Annotated in this window: 23 protein-coding genes; 4 read left to right on the top strand and 19 right to left on the bottom strand. The window is 42.5% G+C overall.

Going from position 1 to position 18,017, the window contains the following annotated elements:
* Positions 1–25: 25 nt before the first annotated feature.
* The 9 genes from CAL7507_RS16355 to aat all read right to left on the bottom strand — a co-directional run bounded on the left by CAL7507_RS16355 (position 26) and on the right by aat (position 7,165).
* Entirely contained in the window at positions 26–1,276 is a 1,251-nt protein-coding gene (locus CAL7507_RS16355; protein WP_015129593.1) for a nucleotidyltransferase family protein, read from the bottom strand.
* A complete protein-coding gene (locus CAL7507_RS16350) occupies positions 1,273–3,051 on the bottom strand; it encodes an ABC transporter ATP-binding protein (RefSeq protein WP_015129592.1) in 1,779 nt (592 codons plus the stop codon). Before CAL7507_RS16350 ends, CAL7507_RS16355 begins: the two co-directional genes overlap by 4 nt.
* A 260-nt stretch (positions 3,052–3,311) precedes the next feature.
* Positions 3,312–3,794, bottom strand: a complete 483-nt coding sequence (locus CAL7507_RS16345) for a response regulator (protein WP_042341369.1) — start codon at positions 3,792–3,794, stop codon at positions 3,312–3,314.
* Positions 3,791–3,991, bottom strand: a complete 201-nt coding sequence (locus tag CAL7507_RS16340) for a hypothetical protein (protein WP_015129591.1) — start codon at positions 3,989–3,991, stop codon at positions 3,791–3,793. Before CAL7507_RS16340 ends, CAL7507_RS16345 begins: the two co-directional genes overlap by 4 nt.
* Before the next feature lie 208 nt (positions 3,992–4,199).
* Positions 4,200–4,763, bottom strand: coding sequence for a Uma2 family endonuclease (locus tag CAL7507_RS16335; protein WP_015129590.1), 564 nt, complete (start codon positions 4,761–4,763; stop codon positions 4,200–4,202).
* 286 nt (positions 4,764–5,049) lie between these two features.
* Positions 5,050–5,442 carry a hypothetical protein gene (locus tag CAL7507_RS16330; protein ID WP_015129589.1) on the bottom strand — a complete coding sequence of 131 codons (393 nt, stop codon included), beginning with the start codon at positions 5,440–5,442 and terminating at the stop codon, positions 5,050–5,052.
* Positions 5,439–5,816 (bottom strand): DUF433 domain-containing protein, encoded by a 378-nt coding sequence (locus tag CAL7507_RS16325; protein WP_015129588.1) that lies wholly within the window; start codon positions 5,814–5,816, stop codon positions 5,439–5,441. The genes CAL7507_RS16330 and CAL7507_RS16325 overlap by 4 nt, the downstream gene beginning before the upstream one ends.
* Positions 5,817–5,861: 45 nt before the next feature.
* Positions 5,862–6,347 carry a hypothetical protein gene (locus CAL7507_RS32755; RefSeq protein ID WP_015129587.1) on the bottom strand — a complete coding sequence of 162 codons (486 nt, stop codon included), beginning with the start codon at positions 6,345–6,347 and terminating at the stop codon, positions 5,862–5,864.
* Positions 6,348–6,589: 242 nt separating this feature from the next.
* Positions 6,590–7,165 carry a leucyl/phenylalanyl-tRNA--protein transferase gene (gene aat, locus CAL7507_RS16315; RefSeq protein WP_015129586.1) on the bottom strand — a complete coding sequence of 192 codons (576 nt, stop codon included), beginning with the start codon at positions 7,163–7,165 and terminating at the stop codon, positions 6,590–6,592.
* An 88-nt stretch (positions 7,166–7,253) separates the two neighbouring features.
* Here aat and CAL7507_RS16310 point away from each other — a divergent pair, with 88 nt between their 5' ends.
* Entirely contained in the window at positions 7,254–7,583 is a 330-nt protein-coding gene (locus CAL7507_RS16310) for a hypothetical protein (RefSeq protein ID WP_015129585.1), read from the top strand.
* 70 nt (positions 7,584–7,653) lie between these two features.
* On the opposite strand, the gene rpsN is transcribed toward CAL7507_RS16310, so the two are convergent.
* From rpsN to CAL7507_RS16265, 9 genes are all read right to left on the bottom strand, one after another.
* Entirely contained in the window at positions 7,654–7,956 is a 303-nt protein-coding gene (gene rpsN / locus CAL7507_RS16305; RefSeq protein WP_015129584.1) for a 30S ribosomal protein S14, read from the bottom strand.
* 83 nt (positions 7,957–8,039) lie between these two features.
* Positions 8,040–8,729: an endonuclease III gene (gene nth / locus CAL7507_RS16300; RefSeq protein WP_042341368.1), complete on the bottom strand. Its 690-nt coding sequence runs from the start codon at positions 8,727–8,729 to the stop codon at positions 8,040–8,042.
* Positions 8,705–9,790 (bottom strand): RIP metalloprotease RseP, encoded by a 1,086-nt coding sequence (gene rseP, locus CAL7507_RS16295; protein WP_015129582.1) that lies wholly within the window; start codon positions 9,788–9,790, stop codon positions 8,705–8,707. Before rseP ends, nth begins: the two co-directional genes overlap by 25 nt.
* A 119-nt stretch (positions 9,791–9,909) precedes the next feature.
* Entirely contained in the window at positions 9,910–10,293 is a 384-nt protein-coding gene (locus tag CAL7507_RS16290) for a PIN domain-containing protein (protein WP_015129581.1), read from the bottom strand.
* Entirely contained in the window at positions 10,286–10,528 is a 243-nt protein-coding gene (locus CAL7507_RS16285; RefSeq protein WP_015129580.1) for a hypothetical protein, read from the bottom strand. The genes CAL7507_RS16290 and CAL7507_RS16285 overlap by 8 nt, the downstream gene beginning before the upstream one ends.
* 84 nt (positions 10,529–10,612) lie before the next feature.
* Entirely contained in the window at positions 10,613–11,446 is an 834-nt protein-coding gene (locus CAL7507_RS16280) for a class I SAM-dependent methyltransferase (protein ID WP_015129579.1), read from the bottom strand.
* A gap of 154 nt (positions 11,447–11,600) precedes the next feature.
* Entirely contained in the window at positions 11,601–12,881 is a 1,281-nt protein-coding gene (gene serS / locus CAL7507_RS16275; protein ID WP_015129578.1) for a serine--tRNA ligase, read from the bottom strand.
* Positions 12,882–13,148: 267 nt separating this feature from the next.
* Entirely contained in the window at positions 13,149–13,370 is a 222-nt protein-coding gene (locus CAL7507_RS16270; RefSeq protein WP_015129577.1) for a hypothetical protein, read from the bottom strand.
* A 224-nt stretch (positions 13,371–13,594) separates the two neighbouring features.
* Entirely contained in the window at positions 13,595–14,173 is a 579-nt protein-coding gene (locus CAL7507_RS16265) for a DUF3611 family protein (protein WP_015129576.1), read from the bottom strand.
* A gap of 559 nt (positions 14,174–14,732) precedes the next feature.
* Here CAL7507_RS16265 and CAL7507_RS16260 point away from each other — a divergent pair.
* On the top strand, positions 14,733–15,080 hold the full coding sequence (locus CAL7507_RS16260; protein WP_015129575.1) for a PadR family transcriptional regulator: 348 nt from the start codon (positions 14,733–14,735) through the stop codon (positions 15,078–15,080).
* 42 nt (positions 15,081–15,122) lie between these two features.
* A complete protein-coding gene (locus CAL7507_RS16255) occupies positions 15,123–15,653 on the top strand; it encodes a cofactor assembly of complex C subunit B (protein WP_015129574.1) in 531 nt (176 codons plus the stop codon).
* Positions 15,654–16,085: 432 nt separating this feature from the next.
* Here the strand turns inward: CAL7507_RS16255 and CAL7507_RS16250 are convergent, their stop codons facing one another.
* Positions 16,086–16,403, bottom strand: coding sequence for a DUF3155 domain-containing protein (locus CAL7507_RS16250; RefSeq protein WP_015129573.1), 318 nt, complete (start codon positions 16,401–16,403; stop codon positions 16,086–16,088).
* 279 nt (positions 16,404–16,682) lie between these two features.
* On the opposite strand from CAL7507_RS16250, the gene CAL7507_RS16245 reads away from it, so the two are divergent.
* Positions 16,683–18,014 carry an ATP-binding protein gene (locus CAL7507_RS16245; RefSeq protein WP_042341367.1) on the top strand — a complete coding sequence of 444 codons (1,332 nt, stop codon included), beginning with the start codon at positions 16,683–16,685 and terminating at the stop codon, positions 18,012–18,014.
* Positions 18,015–18,017 lie beyond the last annotated feature (3 nt).

Genomic DNA, 18,017 nt, shown 5'->3' with positions numbered 1-18,017 from the left:
TCGCCCAAAACTTTTAAAACATCCTCTAAGCTTTGTTTGGCATGAGGAATGATTTACGGAAAGGTGAATACTTGATTAGCACTCGGATGGGACGAATTATATAGTAGAGAAAATATAATCCTCTCGGTAGGGGCAAGAATTCACGATCGCGTTCACTAGGTGACAGCATAAGTCTGAAAATCAATTCCAGATAGTGTGTGGTGATAAATAGCCCATGCCATGATTTATCGAGAGTTTTGAGTTGATCAGTGTATTCCCACCAGACTTGGAGTCCATAGCTTTTCTGTAAGGGATTGCTCTCCAAAAGACGCTCGTCAGTTGGCTGACTTCTAACAAGCATCTCTACCATGAACTGGGGTAAGGGAACATGTAGAAGTTTATGAGTCACACTGAGTCCTATGAGGAATAATCGCTGACTGTGTAACTCAGAAGACAGTTCCAGGGCTGATTGCCAATTCAAATCAGGATAAGCTCGAATGATTTGTCCTACATCGCATATCTGCTTAAACGATCGCTTCCAAGGTTCTTTAGCAAGATTCATGCATTGAATTACTAAGGTTGTTTCTGGAGAAAAGATTTTAATTGGCTGACCCATCAGATCGATCAGATATAGATTTTCCCAGAGGCGCTCAAACTGATCGCTCTTCCCAACTCGTCTGGGCGGAATCCCCCAGTGCAAATCGATACTTCTTTCGGGGTTGCTGTGTAGTAAAGAGGGTTGAAATCGCTGATTGAACATCGTCGCTTCAGGGGTACTGTGAGACAAAGAGACTTGAAAATGGTGATTGAATGCCACAATTTCGTTCGCTTCTGAGCCGCTAGATTGATAGCCCTGGGCGACCAAAACGGCTTTCGCCTGCCAAAAGTCCTCCTGCTTCACTAAGATATCTAGATCATTAAATTGGCGTAGCGTCACATTGCCATAAACAGATGCTGCGAGAATCGGTCCTTTAAAAGCGATCGCCTCAATTCCAGCTTTCTCCAGCTGCGCCAGAATCTTCAGTAATTCCTTGGTTTGAGAAACATTGTGCAGTCCATTCATGCGGTTGTAGGTTTGCAATTGCACCATCACCCCTGGAGGTATCAGATCCTCCTCAATCGCTTTGAGGCTCTGATACAACACCGGCAGAACGCCATTTTTGTTCGCAGTTTCCAGTAGAGTAGTCCAGTTGATATCTGGCACCAATAGACAACTCACTTCGCTCTTCGTTGTTGTACCTAAATACAACCGTACACAGGCAAGCAGAACCGTAAATTCAGGAGTTAGGGTCGTCATTGATAATTTCTCGCTTGAATTTCAAACAAATGGGCATAGATGCCTTGTAGTGCCATCAACTGCTCGTGGGTGCCACTTTCCACAATCTCGCCTTGATCCATGACATAAATCCGATCCGCCATTTTGACGGTGGAAAGGCGATGGGTAATGAGGAGTGCAGAGCGTGAGCGCATCAGATCGCGAAACTGCTGAAATACCTCAGCCTCAGCTTTGGCATCCATTGCACTCGTCGGCTCATCCAGCACCACCAACTGGGCATCCCGCAGGAACGCACGAGCCAAAGCAATTTTCTGCCATTGTCCTCCACTCAGTTCTTCCCCACCTTTAAACCATTTCCCTAGCAGGGTACCGTATCCTTGCGGTAAACTCTGGATCACTGCATCTGCACCTGACTTTTGAGCTGCTTGAGTAATTCGTTCAGAAGTTGGAGGCAGGTCAATATTACCAAACCAGATATTGTCCTCTGCCGTAACCTGATAGCGAGTATAGTCCTGAAAAATTACACTAATTTGGCGATGCAAATCCTGCACCGAAAAGTGCCGCAGATCGATACCATCGATCGTAATACTACCTTCGGTCACGTCATAAAGACGGCAGAGTAGTTTGACCAATGTGGTTTTACCAGATCCGTTTTCGCCAACTAGGGCGATAATTTCTCCTGGCGCAATAGTGAGATTAACCTGCTTAATTGCTTGGCGTGAGGAGTTTTGGTATTGAAAGCTCACATCCTGAAATACAATACCCTGTCGCATTGGACGGGGCACTAATTTAGGATGTATAGGCTCACTTATAGTAGGCTTTAAGGCTAGAAACTCAAATAAATCAGCAAGAAACAAGTTATTTTCATGTACTTGCCCTAGTCCAGAAGTTAGGCTTCCGAGTGCGCCCTGAGCTCGCTGAAAGGCTTGGCTATACAGCACCAAATCGCCTAGTTGAAATTTACCATAAATTGTTTGATGAATAATAAAGCTATAGGTAACTAATATCGCAATTCCCGCAAATCCCTGTGTCATCAATCGGGAGATGGCTTGGCGAGTAGTAATTGCCAGTTTCTCTTTAAACAGTTGCTGCCTGAGGCGATAAAACCGATCAATCAACAAATCACCTAAATTAAATAATCGAATTTCCTTGGCAGGGTGATCTCCTAGTAATAAATGCCCAAGATAGTTGGCTTGGCGTTCTATCTCAGTTTGACGGCGACGCCACTTGTAAAGGACTTTGGATTGGCTAAAGCGAACGAACATGGTGGGAAGGGAGGCGACCAATAAAACGCCGAGCAGTCCCCAGTGTAGAGAGATGATCAGCCCGGCGATCGCCAATAGGGAAATTACACTTTGCCCTACAGATGTCAAGCTATTTAGCATTTGGGTCGGTCGGTAAGGGGCTTCCCACTTAGCCCGTTCCAAAATGTCCTGATGTTGGGGATTTTCGTAAGACTCTAAATCAATTTCGATCGCTTTTTTATACAGCGTCACTTGCAGGTGATCTGTAACCCTTTGCGATAGGGTTGTTGATGCTAGCTCAGAAATTACAGCATTGATATTGATCAACAACATCACTATTCCTGCATTGCATAACAGGAATAGAATATGACTAAATATCTGCGTTTTATCGCCAATATTCAAACTAATGGCAATGTTATCGACAATGAGTTTAATAATATAAAGTAACGCCAGAGGTAATATACTCTGAATCGTGGTTAAAGTAACATGAATTACAGTCCAGCCAGAAGCACTTTGCCAAACTAATACAATTGCACGCTTGATCTGTAGCATTGAAATACCGAACGGTTAGACTATTCCTCAGAGAGAGCAAAGTTGAGGATCTCAAGATATTTTTTCTCATTTAGTTATTCGCGGCAATCTGTCGGTTAACCGGATAATTAGTCAAAATTTATACTAAAACATGATTTTCTTAAAATCATGAATAAAAGTCAGATTAACGTAATGCCGATGAATCTAGCTGAATTTTAACGGCAGATGCATCATTGATCAATGAAAGCTGTGTATCTTTTTTTTGTCAATACCTGTTAACCTTAGCGATCGCGCCCGGCGAAACTTTTAATCACCGCCACAAGTTCTGCAGGTTCGAGGGGTTTAGCTATGTGTGTCTGAAATCCCGCTTCTAGCGCCCGAATTCGGTCTTCTGTTCTAGCGTAGGCTGTGAGGGCGATCGCTGGAGTTTGACCGCCTTGTTCTCTACTCAAGCCTCTCACGCGCCGAATTAGGGAGTAACCATCTTCATCTGGCATCCCAATATCACTAAGTAGCACATCTGGCTGCAACTGTTCCAGTCTCTCTAAGGCTTCAGCCACAGAAGCAACAGCTGTGACTCTGGCTCCATATTGCTCTAACAGGGTAATTAGTAACTCTCGCGTATCTGCTTCATCGTCTACTACCAAAATGTTGAAGCCTTCTATAGAAGGAGCATCATCTAATGGGACTTCCTGGCTAGCTGTGGGATGAACTCGATCTGGCGTATCAAGGGGGCGATGGACAATCATCAGCGGGAGATTCACGATAAAGGTTGTTCCTTGTCCTTCTCCGGGGCTTTCTGCATGAATTGTACCCCCATGCCGGTATGTTCAACAGCATCGGCAGACTTTCTGTAGTTGAGCAGATTCAGATAAGCATCTATACCGACAACCACCAAAACAACGAGCGCTAAACCAAATCCTGCTGTCACCCTATTTTTAATTAACCACTGGAATACCATTGCGGGGGGACTTCCTTGTGCTACTCTTTGAGATTATCCAACATAATGACACCAAAGCTTTGAACTTCGCTTGCTGCTGAAGCGGTAGGAGCAGCCAAGCTAAATTTTTTAAGGATTTAGTATTTTTTTAAATAAAGCATTGACATTTCATCACTTTTACTAGCCACTATTTTTTAGATAAAGCGATCGCCTCTTAGGCGCGGGGATTTCAATCCAATAACCAACCAAATATAGTTTCCACACTCAGATGTAGTTCACTGGCGAAATCAGGAACCGGAAGTTTTAACCCTGGTTGATCAAATACCTGTATTTGCTGCTTTGGCAGATAAACAAATACAGTTTGCTCATCTGGATCAAGCAGCCAAAATATCTCAGTCCCATGATTGAGACAATGCAAAATATTTTTGGTGACTTTCGTCTGACTCTGATCTGGGGACAAAATCTCAATTGTCCAATCAGGCGCTACCGGAAAAATATTGGCAACCTCACCATTTTCATCACGGGGAATTTTAGCCCAAGAAAATACAGATACATCTGGAACTATTGATCTTCCAGCAAAGGTACAACGTAGTTCTGAAAATGCTCGCGCAATTTTTCGCGGCTTAAAAATCACGTTGACAGTAGTAGAAAATTCAGTCTGAATACTGCTGTGCTTACCCTGTGGCATTGGTTTTTGAATGACGAAGCCATCAATATACTCACTAGCAGGTTTGGTTTCTGGTAGCTTCAGAAATTCCTCTAAAGTTGAATATTTAGATGGGGACTGTACCATTGAGACTGCCTCACAAAAGCGAGCTTGATGGGCTTTGCACTAATTTTAAAATATCGGCGTATTTAACTACAGAACGTTCCTATTGACCCGTAGATAGTAACTTCTCAGACTCAACAAATAACATTAATACGACTGCGATCGCCACAATCACCAACTAGGTCTAATTACCTCATACCAATTCTGTATGAAGATGCACATAATAATACCCCCCTGTAGTCCCCCCTTGGCAAGGGGGGACGGCGATAGCCGGGGGGTGAATTATATGCAGCTTCACAAAAAAACGGTATCAGGGGATAAACAACCGACCAACTCCCATATAGTTCTCAATATCTAGGATAATCTCGATGAGACGCTCAACACAACGCTCTCGATAGTCGAACTCATCAAGACGATCAAGATCCCCAATTGTCACTACCGGAAACCCATCTGCTGTATTCTCCTCGCGGATGACTTGCTCTAACGAATCCTCACCTTTCATATTGCGATTGGCTGTGAGGATCATCATCTGGTTAGCTTGAGCATAACCCCAGACAACGCGATCATTACTATCCATCGACAAGCCAGCCTCTCTGAAGGTGACAAAACGGACAGTTATCAATTCCAGCCAACCGTTTTTTGCTAAGACACCCAGGAAAACTAAAGCATACCCATCAAGGTTGTAGTCAACCAGAAAAGTCATGGCGTTTTTGAAGTGCGTTTGGCTTTTTGCTCCTCAAGCTTTGTCCAGAGAGCATCTTGACTAGGTTTGTGCGGCTTAGTAGCGGTTCGAGTAAAATGTTCGCGGTTGCGTTCTTCCCAATACTGGCGAATTTCCTCTCTGGTTTGGAGAACTTCTTGATACTCAGCTTCTACCTGAGTGCGATTCGCTTCTAGAAAATACAATGCAGCATCCATTTGCTCATCCATGAGGTTAAATTTATCGCGGATTAACTTAGGGGGATACTGAGCCTTCAAAAAATCCATTACGTCATAGAGGGTAATGCGTGTTCCTGAAATCGTGAGTCCACGTTCTGTGCGAATGATAGTGGCTTGTTCATTAGATGCCAAAGTCATAGCCGCAGCCTCTGGTAAACTAACTTCATGTTATCGTGTTGACAATCAAACTGTTGTCATACTTTGCTTTGTTATAGCGTTAATTATTTCTGGAGAAAATGCCTTTGCATAATACTCATCTACGGCAGCATTAACATTACGAAATTTGATAAATTTTGGCATTAAACTATTTTTCTCTTTCGTGCTAATACTCCTACTGAGTAGTAAGTAAATAATGACTTTCCAAATGTCCACATAATCAGATAGAGCAAGATGATCTTTGTTCTTCATTTGGACAAACTTATGATAATCAGTTTCTCTGATATAGTTCAGCGTAGATAAAGTTTCTTTATAATCATTATTTGACAAATAAACTGCACATGCAGTCTTGCCAGTTCCCTTCTCTCCTATGAGAAAGAATGTGTTCCTACCGCAAAGCTTATCGAGTTCTTCTGTTCTAAAAAAAACCTTGTTGAAAAAACTTTTGTTTTCGTTTCTTTTATAATTTTCAGCATCATTAAAGCCAAAATCTAAGTCATGAATTTTTAGCATAAGACTTGTTATTTATGAGTAATCGGATGATATTATAGCTCTGGATCAATTGATACACTGTTCTCTCAATGTTTTTCCGGGATATTGAAATAAAACTGGCAATTTTAAAATCATTTACTTGTAAGTAAGCAAGGCTGTATAACTAGTTATTATACATAGTATTTACGCATGTACACGCAATTTAGAATGATATCTAAAGCAAAATTATTTTTTCTGTATATGCTTCATAAATTAGTTTTACTTTACACCAAATAACACTGACGTTGTAATGCTTTATTAAGTAAAACTTGATACTCTTCATCCCCAACCCGGTAAGCGCCAAATCTTTCCAAATGAGGGTTCATCATTTGAGCGTCAAACATCACAAATTGCTTCTCGCGCAATCTTTCCACCAACTTCACCATCGCCACCTTTGAGCCTTCGGGAATGTTGTAAAACATCGATTCCCCAATGAAAGCGCCACCAATGACAATCCCTAAAATTCCCCCAGCGAGTTCGTCACCTTGCCAAGTTTCAAAACTATGAGCATAGCCTTGCTGGTAGAGTAGCCAATAAATCTCTTGTAGTTCCGGTGAAATCCAAGTAGTATCCCGGTTAGCACACCCAGCCACCACAGCAGGAAAATTACGATTAATTGCTACCATAAACCGCTCTTGATTCAAGACTCGCCGCAACGATGTAGGATAGCGAAATCGTTCATCGAGAGGAATCAAAGTGCGATCGCGGCTACCATACCATGCCAGTCCTTGACTGTCATCAGCCATGAGAAAATAGCCTTGTGCATAACCTTGAATAATCGCACCGATATCATATTGCATGGTCTAAGCTCACAATCAAACAAAACCTGCACAGAAAAACCTCCGCGTTCCTTTGCGTTTCCCTCCTCATTCCTCTGCGTTTAAAAAAATGACTGAACCAATTCCACCCATCACCTTACCACCGTCTGACAATCCCTACCTCGAAGGTGAATGGTTGCAAGAGTGTTTATTACGGTGGCTAGATACGGAATTTATTCCCGAAGCAATTAATCACAACATAGCTCAAAGAGCAGCACAAATTTTTATGCGTCAAAGGATGGAAGGAGAAAATGACCTCGGTTCTCTGGTGATTGCCATTGTCACAGAAATGCAGGCCTATGATTTTTCCAAAAGCTTTTATGGAGAGTTTGCGATCGCCAACGCTGTCAGCGATCTACTCTTAGAAAGTCTGGGCATAGATCGCTGTTGCGGTCAATAATTTTGTCAGTTATCAGTTATCAGTTATCAGCCTGTTTACTGATGACTGTTCACTGATGACTGTTCACTGACTACCAGCTGGACTTAACTACCCCAGGTAACAAACCTTCATGTGCCCATTCCCGGAGGACGTTCCGAGATAGCCCAAAGTCACGATAAACACCTCTGGGACGACCAGTCACCCAGCAGCGGTTACGGCGGCGATTAGGCGCGCTATTGCGGGGTAGTTGCTGAATTTTGCGGTGAATTTCTAGCTTCTCCAGAGGAGATTCAGCGTTATGGAAGTCTATTTGCAAAGCTTCCCGCTTGTCAGCATACTTTTCTACCAATCTGGCGCGTTTTTTCTCGCGCTCAATCATGCTCTTTTTTGCCATACACTCTCTAATCTATTTAAAGACAGCATTTTCTATTCTACAGTTAAGATAGCTGTTTGGCCTCTCAAAGCTGCTAGTATATTCTACCCTGCTACCATCGGCTCCTTCGCAGATGGACAGAGTTCGGCTAGTTCACAAGCAATACAGACTGGAGAACGGGCTTTACAAACCGCCCGTCCATGATAAATCAGCCGAATTGACCAATTTTCCCAATCTGGTTGCGGTAATAACCCCATTAAATCCTTTTCAATGCGGATAGGGTCTGGATGCTTAGTTAACCCCAATCGTTGACTCAGCCGCTTGACGTGGGTATCAACAGTCACCCCAGCATTAATCCCATAAGCGTGAGCCAAAACCACATTTGCTGTCTTCCGTGCCACACCTGGAAGCTTTAACAACTGTTCCATTTGATTAGGAACAACAGAGTCAAACTCGGTGACAATCATCCTACAGGCGGCTTGGATATTCTTGGCCTTATTCCGATAAAATCCTGTAGAACGCACCAAGTTTTCCAACTCTGTTAAATCAGCATTCCCCAAACTCGCTGCATCGGGAAATCGACTAAATAATGCTGGTGTAACTTTATTCACCCGCTCATCTGTACACTGAGCCGAGAGAATAGTTGCTACCAGCAGTTGCACTGGTGTTGAGTAGGTTAAAGAGCAAGTTGCATCTGGATACAAACGCTGCAAGCGGGACAGAATCTCTAACGCCCGCTGCTTCTGAGATAGTGATTTGCGCTTTGTCTTCACTGGAAGAATTTTTGTAACCACGGTAACTGGGTGGTTTCTTTAACAATCAGGAAAAGTCCCAATCCTAAGAGTAGCACTAAACCAGTTTGCATCACACTTTCTTGAACGCGGGTAGGTAAGGGCTTACCACGTATACCTTCAATCAAAAGGAAAGCTAGTTGTCCACCATCCAAAGCTGGTAGAGGCAAAATATTTATGACCGCCAGGTTAATGCTAATCAGCGCTGCAAAGAAAAACAAACTACCTGTATCGTTTTGAGCGATACTAGCACCAATTTCGACAATTTTAATCGGGCCAGCTACTTGGTTAGCCGTTTCGCCAAAGTTAGTGATTAATTGTCCAAAGCCTTTAAATGTGAGTAAAACAATCCGCTGAAATTCTATAGCGCCAGCACTCAAAGCTTCTACCGGATTAGTCAGGCGATGTCGTTCAACTTTGCCGTTGGGAGAAAGTCCAATACCAATAGTACCGCCATTAGACTTTGCTTCTGGAACTACGTTCACAGACAACTTTTGGTCGCCACGCACAATGTCTAATTGAATTGACTTCCCAGGATTGTTTTTAATAATGTCCCGAAAAGCTTCTATTTCTTGGAGTGAAGTACCAAATTGCCTTTGATTGGCTGCTATAATCACATCTTTTGGTTGAATACCAGCGTCAGCGGCTACAGAACTGACCTCTGGTGCTAGCTGTTGGATGAATACACCAGGTTGGGTAGCTTGTCCTACACCGACAACGCTAACTTGACCCACCAGCAGCAAATAGGCAAATACTAAATTTGCAATCACACCGGCACTGATGACGATCGCCCGATCTAAAATTGGTCGGTTACGCAGTAGATTCGGGTCATTGGGTGGAATATCGCTATCTGGTTCATCATCAGGAAAGCCGACAAAGCCGCCTAAAGGAAAGGCGCGGATAGCATATTCGGTCTGTGGCCCTTGGTACTTCCAAATCACTGGGCCAAAACCCAGAGAAAATCGATTAACATAAATTCCTTGAGAACGTGCTGCAATGAAATGTCCTAGTTCGTGTACCAAGATCAAAACAGCCAAAACTGCGATCGCTGCTAAAATTGACATAGAGCAATTTAGTGAAGATATTTCCGATATATCTCCTTATTGTAGTAGTTGGGCAAGGGGCTTTAAACTCAAGCCATACTACAATATCGACGATGCATGGGTTAAGCATCGCCATCTCACTAACGCACTACTCTAATTTCAATTCCCACATTCAGGCTACCCCACAACCGATCAGTTGTAATCACAGGCTGGTTAAGATAAATACCTAATGCCAGACAAGCGCGATCTTCAAATGAAAGCCCCATAGATTTAGTAGCTGGACGCATCATTCCAGCCTTCAAGGCTTGTTCTTCATTAAAAAGAATAACCTCAAGATTTAGATTGAAGAGAATTTGCCTAATATCTTCTTCAGGTATTCCTGCTTCTACTAACTTTGCTATGACCTCCGATAAGTTGACAGCACTGATTGCCGCATTGCCAATAACCTGTGAAATTGCTTCGCTACCACTTTCTTGATTGAGCAAAGCTAAAACAGCGGAAGCATCTACAACAACTTCACTCACTGAAACTCTCCAATCTTCTTTCCTGAATCAACTCTTGGGAAAGTTCTCTACTAGCAGGAATATATTGTCTGAAAAGAGCCTGAGCATTTTGGACAGAAGTTTGGACACAATTATCAATTGGTCGATCCTCTATCACAAGAACAGCATTATATTCGCCCACAGGCATATCTACAGGGAAATTGACTAACAATTTGCCATCATTGGTTATGGTGACAATTATTTCTAATGTCTTCATAGTTAAAATATTTAATTAGTCAGCTTAATAATTATATAAAAAAGACAATTTTACCCATCACCTATGGTTCGAGAAGTGCTTTAACTAAGCTAGAAGAGATGCGATCGCACTTAGTTTGCGAGCTGTTACAAAGAACATTGTGATATCATTCCAATAGCCTTCTTGGGTTGAAGCTTTATTTACCTCTGTAAAGTATTCCTGCTTACACCGCTCTAACTGCTCCTCTGACCATTTTGCATCCTGAAGCCCAAATGCACTCTTGGCATTGCCAGTCCAGGCAACTTCCGCATCTTGCAAATAGAAACCAAATTGCTCAGTGGTAATTTCGATTTCTTCAAACCCAATCATTCCCAGGATTTGACAACACCTGTCAGGGGTTCCAAGTAACTCATTGGGATTCGGGATAGTAACGCCATACTTTTGTACCACTGCTCGAAACAAAACAGACGCCGTTGGGGAAGTTTCTGCAAGACAGGAAAATGCAAAAACTCCTCCTGGTTTCAAAGCATTGTGCCATCGACGAAGTGATATCGGAATATCTGTCAAGTAGGCGATCGCTGATGAGCATAAAATAGCATCAAATTGGCTTCCTTGGAATTCTTGCTCATCTGCATCCGCTTTCTCAAACATGATATTAGTGAGTCCCAAAACTGCAACTTTCTTTTGAGCTTGCTGCAACATTCCCTCAGCAAAGTCAGTTCCCAAAACACGACCTGTAGAACCAACAATTTGAGCGGCAGCAATCCCCGCTAGACCTGTTCCAGTAGCGATATCTAAAACTTGGTGACCTGGTTGTAACTTTGCCAAATATACTAATCGAGTTGCAGCTCGTCTATGAAACTCATTCTCGTAGTTTGGGCGATTATTGAAATCATGAAGAATCTGCTGCTTGTAAGCACTTAACGATGAATAAGTCATGTCGAGCCATTGATTTAGGTTCTTACGAGGTGAAGACCACCATGATTTATAGTCATGTTTTTAATCATGGTGGTGGAGGTATTCGCAGTCCACTAGATTTGTAAGTTATTTAACTATGCCAAATTTGATGGCTTTACCATGCTTTTCTTCCGAATTACAACACTTCTCTTCCTAAAAATGGTTGCAATACTTCCGGTATCAAAATCGTCCCATCAGGCTGCTGATAATTCTCCAAAATCGCCGCCATTGTCCTTCCCACCGCCAAACCAGAACCGTTGAGGGTATGGACAAACTGTGTCCCCTTCTTCCCCGCTTCCTTAAACCGAATATCCGCCCGTCGCGCTTGGAAATCAAAACAATTAGAACAGCTAGAAATTTCTCGATATTTGCCGGAAGAAGGTAGCCAAACCTCTAAATCATAAGTTTTAGTTGCGCCAAAACCTAAATCAGCCGTACAGAGATTAATCACACGGTAAGGTAATTTTAAAGCCTGTAAAATTGCTTCGGCATTCCCTACCAATTTTTCTAATTCATCAAAAGAATTGCTGGGATGAACAACTTTCACCAATTCCACTTTATTGAATTGATGCAGACGAATTAAACCCCGCATATCCCGCCCATAACTTCCCGCTTCTCGACGAAAACAGGGAGTATAAGCACAGTGGTAAATTGGTAAATCTTCCGCAGCCAGAATTTCCCCCCGATAAAGGTTGGTAACGGGAACCTCTGCTGTGGGAATCAACCACAAATCGTCATCAGCACACTTAAAACTTTCTTCCGCGAACTTCGGTAATTGACCGGTTCCTGTTAAAGAATCAGTATTCACTAACAAAGGTGGACTAACTTCTACATAGCCAGCCTCAGTTTGGGTTTTCAGCATAAAGTTAATTAATGCTCTCTCCAAAGCAGCACCAGCACCGATGAGGGTAACAAAGCGACTTTGGGCAACTTTAACAGCCCGCTCAAAATTGAGAATACCCAATTTCTCGCCAATTTCCCAGTGGGGTACAATATTCGGGTTTTGGGGAAGGTATTCATCACCCCAACGACGCACCTCTACGTTGTCTTCTTCACTCCTACCAATAGGTGTGGATTCGCTAGGTAAATTGGGTAATGCTAGCACAAGTTGCTCAATTTCAACTTTAAGGGCTTTTTCTTGCGGTTCTAGTTCGCTTAATTGGGCTTTGATGGCGTTACCTTCATCCCGCAAAACTTGAATTTCTGGCGATTGAGCGTCCGTACCAGATTTAATCTTCTGCCCGACTATTTTACCAATTTCATTACTCCGGGCTTGCAGTTGACTGCGCCTCGCCTCTATTTCCCGTTGTTGCCGATCTAATTGTAATATCGGTTCAATGTCATACTTACCACTACGACCATTCAACCGTTCTTGAATTGATTGGGGATTTTCCCGTATTTGCTTAATATCCAGCACAGATTTTGATGATTGTTTTTCGCTTAGTATATTTCTTGGAAAGGGAACAGGAAAATTCCCGTAATTAAACTAAAGCAGGTTCGATCAACCTCTACCTAATGAGGGCTTTTACAACCTTAGGGTTTTGATCAAAACATCAGCATATAACAATTTTGGCTTGCCATAACATGAATTGCCTATATAAAAACTATGCCCTGTCAATATTACAAGAGCTAGAGAATAATAAATTTTTTAATGTTTCTCGGAAATGAAAGCTTGATTTTACCATTATTTGCTTTGATCATTCCCAGAGGCTGATTTTCCAGACTCTTGAGAACTTGCTGGTGAGGGTAACCAGTAAGCAATTACGCCTGAGAGCGCACTCCAGTACACTGCTTGATTGCTGTCGTTACCACGAAAGAAAATTAGGGAACTACACAGCACGATCATCACAGTACTAAAGAAAACTTGTATACCAAATTTCCATATATCTAAATTCTGATTTTTCATGTTCTGAAGACCCCAAACTATCTATGTTTAAGTACTTGAGCCAGGTTTAGCATAACTACGTACCAGTAAATAAGTGGAAATAACTGGTATTGTACTTCACAAATTAATTTGAGGCTTCCGGAAAATTACCATCTACAGACTACCTACGAAGAGGTGAGATACTGCTCAAGAGTCATTAGTTATTTCCCTTTCCCTTGTCCCCTGCCCTACCCCCACTCCTCCCGCTAAGGACGAGTCACCCGATTAAGTAGCCAAAGCGAAGCAATCAGCCCGGCAAAGTGTGCTGAGATAGTATTGGTGTTTGCCTGTACCACAAGCATGTCTAAACCGCTGATAATCCGAGTAGGGTCAAATAATTGGGTAGTAACAGCTTGGGGAGATATAGACCGGGCTACCAGTGTACCCACGATCGCCTGTGCCCCCAAAAGTGTTAATAATATTCCTAATAAATCCACCATTATTCCCAACCGTAATACCTGCACTGTCTCACTCTTACGGGGGCGATTATTGGGGTTAGCAGATAACAGCTGGCTGCCAATTCTGGTATAACGGTAAGCCAAATAAATTCCCCCACCCAAAACAACCAGTCCACAAACTGCTAAAAACACACCAAAGCCTGTTCCGGCATTATTACTGGGACTGCCAGCCTTTTGACTAAAGATGGCAAAAAGGAGAACAATTATACCAGAAACCACGCCTAATACTAACTGAATCCAGAAGCTAATCCAACCGGTAAGGCGAAACATTTGGCCAATTGCCCGAAGAGTAGAAGATGATGATGGGGCATCGCGGTCTTGTGACATATTGATCACCAATTTACTAGGCGCTTGATAAGTTTACTATCACACTTACCAGATGGACTACGAGGATCTCAAGTCTGAAAGGTCAGTATTTCAAATTGATCTGGGTGTGTCTACAGTCATTAGGGCTTTTACCCAGATATCTTACTTACCCGACTATTTTAGGGTTAGCACTAGGATAATCACTGTAAAACAAAGTGTTTATTAATTTTTGCAGACAAAATCGCATTTTACCTGTAAAATTTCTTCGATGGCATTTTATGCTTAAGCAGTTCCAAGCAGCTCGGCATCACTTGACACCAAGACTGCGGCAAAGCCACTGTCTGATCGCTCCTCACCACACCGTCTAGAACTTGGGTAGGAATGTAATTTTTTACATTCCTAAAACTCGCACAATCGTCTCACGATTTTGAAAAGCGTGGGTTCCTATTTTAATGTTTACGCTTTGGAAGTCCTGCCTAAGTAGCCTTATATACTTACTCTTTCTTGAGTAGTCCTATATACTGACTACAAGGATTTTTAGATTCCACCCTAAGGTATTTTTTTTAGCCATTCACTAACCATGAAACTTGAGGATATATATCAATTTTTTGAGAATCCTCCGCCAACTTACCTCTGTCAGGAACTAGCAGTTTGTTACATCCTGTATGTTTTAGTACAAGGTGAATCCTACGGAACAGAGTTGATCCAGCAACTGGAGAATGAATATCCCACCTATCGGCTTTCGGATACTGTACTTTATAGTGCAATCAAGTTTCTTGAGGACGAAAAGGCAATTACTGGGTATTGGAAGAAACTCGAAGGGCGGGGACGCCCCAGGCGGATGTATCAAGTTTCTCCAGAATGGCAGGTTCCAGCACCGAATTTAGCCCAGCTTTGGCAAGATTACATAACTAGGAGGACAAATTAAATAATAATTAATAATGAATAAGTCCCCTCCGGTCAATTAGTTATGGATACTCCTATTCTGCCATCCACGTTACTGCTAACTTTGTTGTTATCAGTGGGACTGTTTTTCTTTATTCGTGCCTCGACTAAAGACCGCATAGAAAAAGCTCAACTGGTATCTGAGCAAGACGAAGCTTCTTTGATGCCTCAATTACAGGAGTATTTTCGCACAAGGTCTTACCGAGTGGCAGCGGTAGACCAAGAACAAAACCAGGTGACTTTTGAAGGATTGGTTAAACCAAGCTGGTTTTTAGCTGTGTTTTTAACACTGCTAGCAGCGCTTGGTCTTGTTTGTTTATCACTGGTTGTGTCGCTGCTTTTTCCTAGCTTTGGTGTGCTTTCTTTAGGGATAGTAGTACTAGCCCCTTTGAGTGGGATTTTTTATTGGAAAAAAGCTGGAAGACTTGAGAGAGTGTTACTCAAGCTGGAGACAAGCCCAAGCCAGCAACACCCCTCAAGCAAGATAACTGTAATTGCCCATCGAGATGAACTCAGTGAGTTACAGAGGGTATTACAGTTAAAGATGATTGAATAAATATTTGTTTTTTTGGTCATTTCACAACGTGAAATGCAGACTTCTGAACAAATTTTCCGGAAATAGCATTGGGGAGTTAGGAAAGAGAATTCATGCGATGGTAGTTTTTCCTACGACACAAGGTCATAGGGGAAAAATTATATCTCTTGACAAAGCGTCCTTAATAATCCACCGGATGAGCGTGCAACTTCACTCTTGCGCCTGGACACTTTCCACTCTATCCTGACTCCCTTCTGCATCATTGGACAAGAAATCAATCCACGCCAGCGAGCATGAGCTGATCTGAGTCAATTGTTCAATTACCTGGACTAGTTTTACTGGCAAATCAGCTACAAACTAAAAAAAACGTGAATTTTTTGCCTAGACTGAGTATCTTCGCCAGTTAAATATTGTCAGAAGCTACATTCAATGAGTAAGATAACCACTTGTAGTTCATCGACCAGCCAAAACTAGAGCTTCCTGACCCGCGGGCGCTTCTAACGTCCTTAGACTGGGAAACAAGAAATGGTTTTCTTCTACATACTGAGCACCAAACAGTCCCTTTTCTGCCCAGAAATAACGGTCTGTGGTGTGTTCATTCCGCTTTACAAGTAGCAGTGCAGGTGGCGCGATGCCTTCAGCTTGAATGAATTTTCTAGCTGCAGTCACAGGTTTTTCCTCGCCACTTTCGATGCTATATTGAGGCACATGCTCGAGAATGCGTCGTCCTTCTTGGCGACGACGACTTTTGCGCTTCCGTCTCCTTGCCAACCTATTTTCCTCCTCTTTCAAGCTGTAGATTGTAGTTATAGCTACAAAATCCGTCGTAATTATATAAGTTCTAGTTCAAAAAATCAAGTGTTTTTAACCATTTGATCGAAACAAAAATAATATTTTTGCAGGTAGATAAATAAGCAGTAGTGAAAGATATAATCCCCAGGTGAAACCATTACCAGGAAGATTTAGTTAAGCTTTATTAAATGAGCCGGGGAAAAAACATCTCCTTTCATCTTCCCTCAAATTATGTAATCTTGAACAATATTCTGGAAAATGTTAATGTCTGCCAGTTCTGATTTTGTTGCTCTATGCCGAGAGCAAATAGTACTGCTCACCCAAGGGCTGGGAGCATCGTTAAGTGCTGTGTACTTAACACAAGAATTGGTGGAAGCTCCGACAGGAGAGGCCAAACTAATTCCTGTGGTGATCTACCCAGAGACGGCAGTATTAAAGCCCGGAGAGGAGCTTAACGAGGCGACAGCACGCAAGCAACTTGATGTCAGGAAGATTTTGGTATTACCTCAGCATCAGGGGAAATTATTGGCTGCAGGGACAGAATCTTCAGACTCTTCTCAGAAATCTGAAACACAACAGGAATATTTGCTCAGTGGGAACCAAATTGTTTTACCTCTAATTCATGAGGGTGTGATGATGGGGTTACTAGTGACAGGTAGAGAAGACCGAGCATGGAACGAACAGGAACAAAGTCAAATTCAACGGATAGCGCAAACATTGGCGATCGCTTGTATTTTGGATCAGCGTCGCGCTTGGCTGCAACACCAGCTACATCAACAACAAATTCTCCAAGAACAGCAGCGAGATTTACTAGATAACCTATTACACCAATTTCGCAATCCGCTAACAGCATTGCGAACCTTTGGTAAGTTACTCTTAAAGCGGTTACGCACTGGCGATCCTAACCGGAATGTGGCCGATAATATAGTGCGGGAAAGCGATCGCCTCAAGGAATTATTGCTAAAGTTTGATCAAGTTATTGACTTGACAGAAGCAGATTTAGCAACTTTATCATTGCCACAAAACGAAGTATTTGTAGAAGCAACTTTCCCCAAAGAAACTAAACCAGCTTTATTATTGCCGGGAACAGGTGAGCAAGAAACGGAGTGTGCTTTAGCAGATTTATTAGCACCATTGTTGGTGTCAGCGAAAGCGATCGCCCAAGAGCGAAATCTGCAATTAAAAGCGAAGATCCCTCGGAGCTTACCACGAGTACGCGCCAATATCAAAGCATTACAAGAGGTATTGAGTAACATTATTGATAATGCCTTAAAATATACTCCCGCTGGCGGTAAGATTTTGATTCAGGTAGGGCGAGAAAAAGCTAATTTGCAGGGGATTGCCATCAGTGATACAGGTCCTGGGATTCCTCCAGAAGATTTAGAACATCTGGGAGAAAGGCATTATAGAGGTGTGCAAGCACAAACAGAAATTCCTGGCACAGGTTTAGGGTTGGCGATCGCTAAACAATTAATCGAGCAAATGCAGGGCGAAATTGAAGTTTTCAGCCCTGCAATCAACTCAAATATCACTTCACCCGATACCCCAGGAACTACATTTATTATTTGGCTACCGGAGGTTAACAGTTAACAG

The sequence above is a fragment of the Calothrix sp. PCC 7507 genome (genome assembly GCF_000316575.1).
GTDB lineage: Bacteria > Cyanobacteriota > Cyanobacteriia > Cyanobacteriales > Nostocaceae > Fortiea.
The sequence above is the reverse complement of the archived record's forward strand: the minus strand, read 5'-3'. Positions and strand labels throughout refer to the sequence as shown.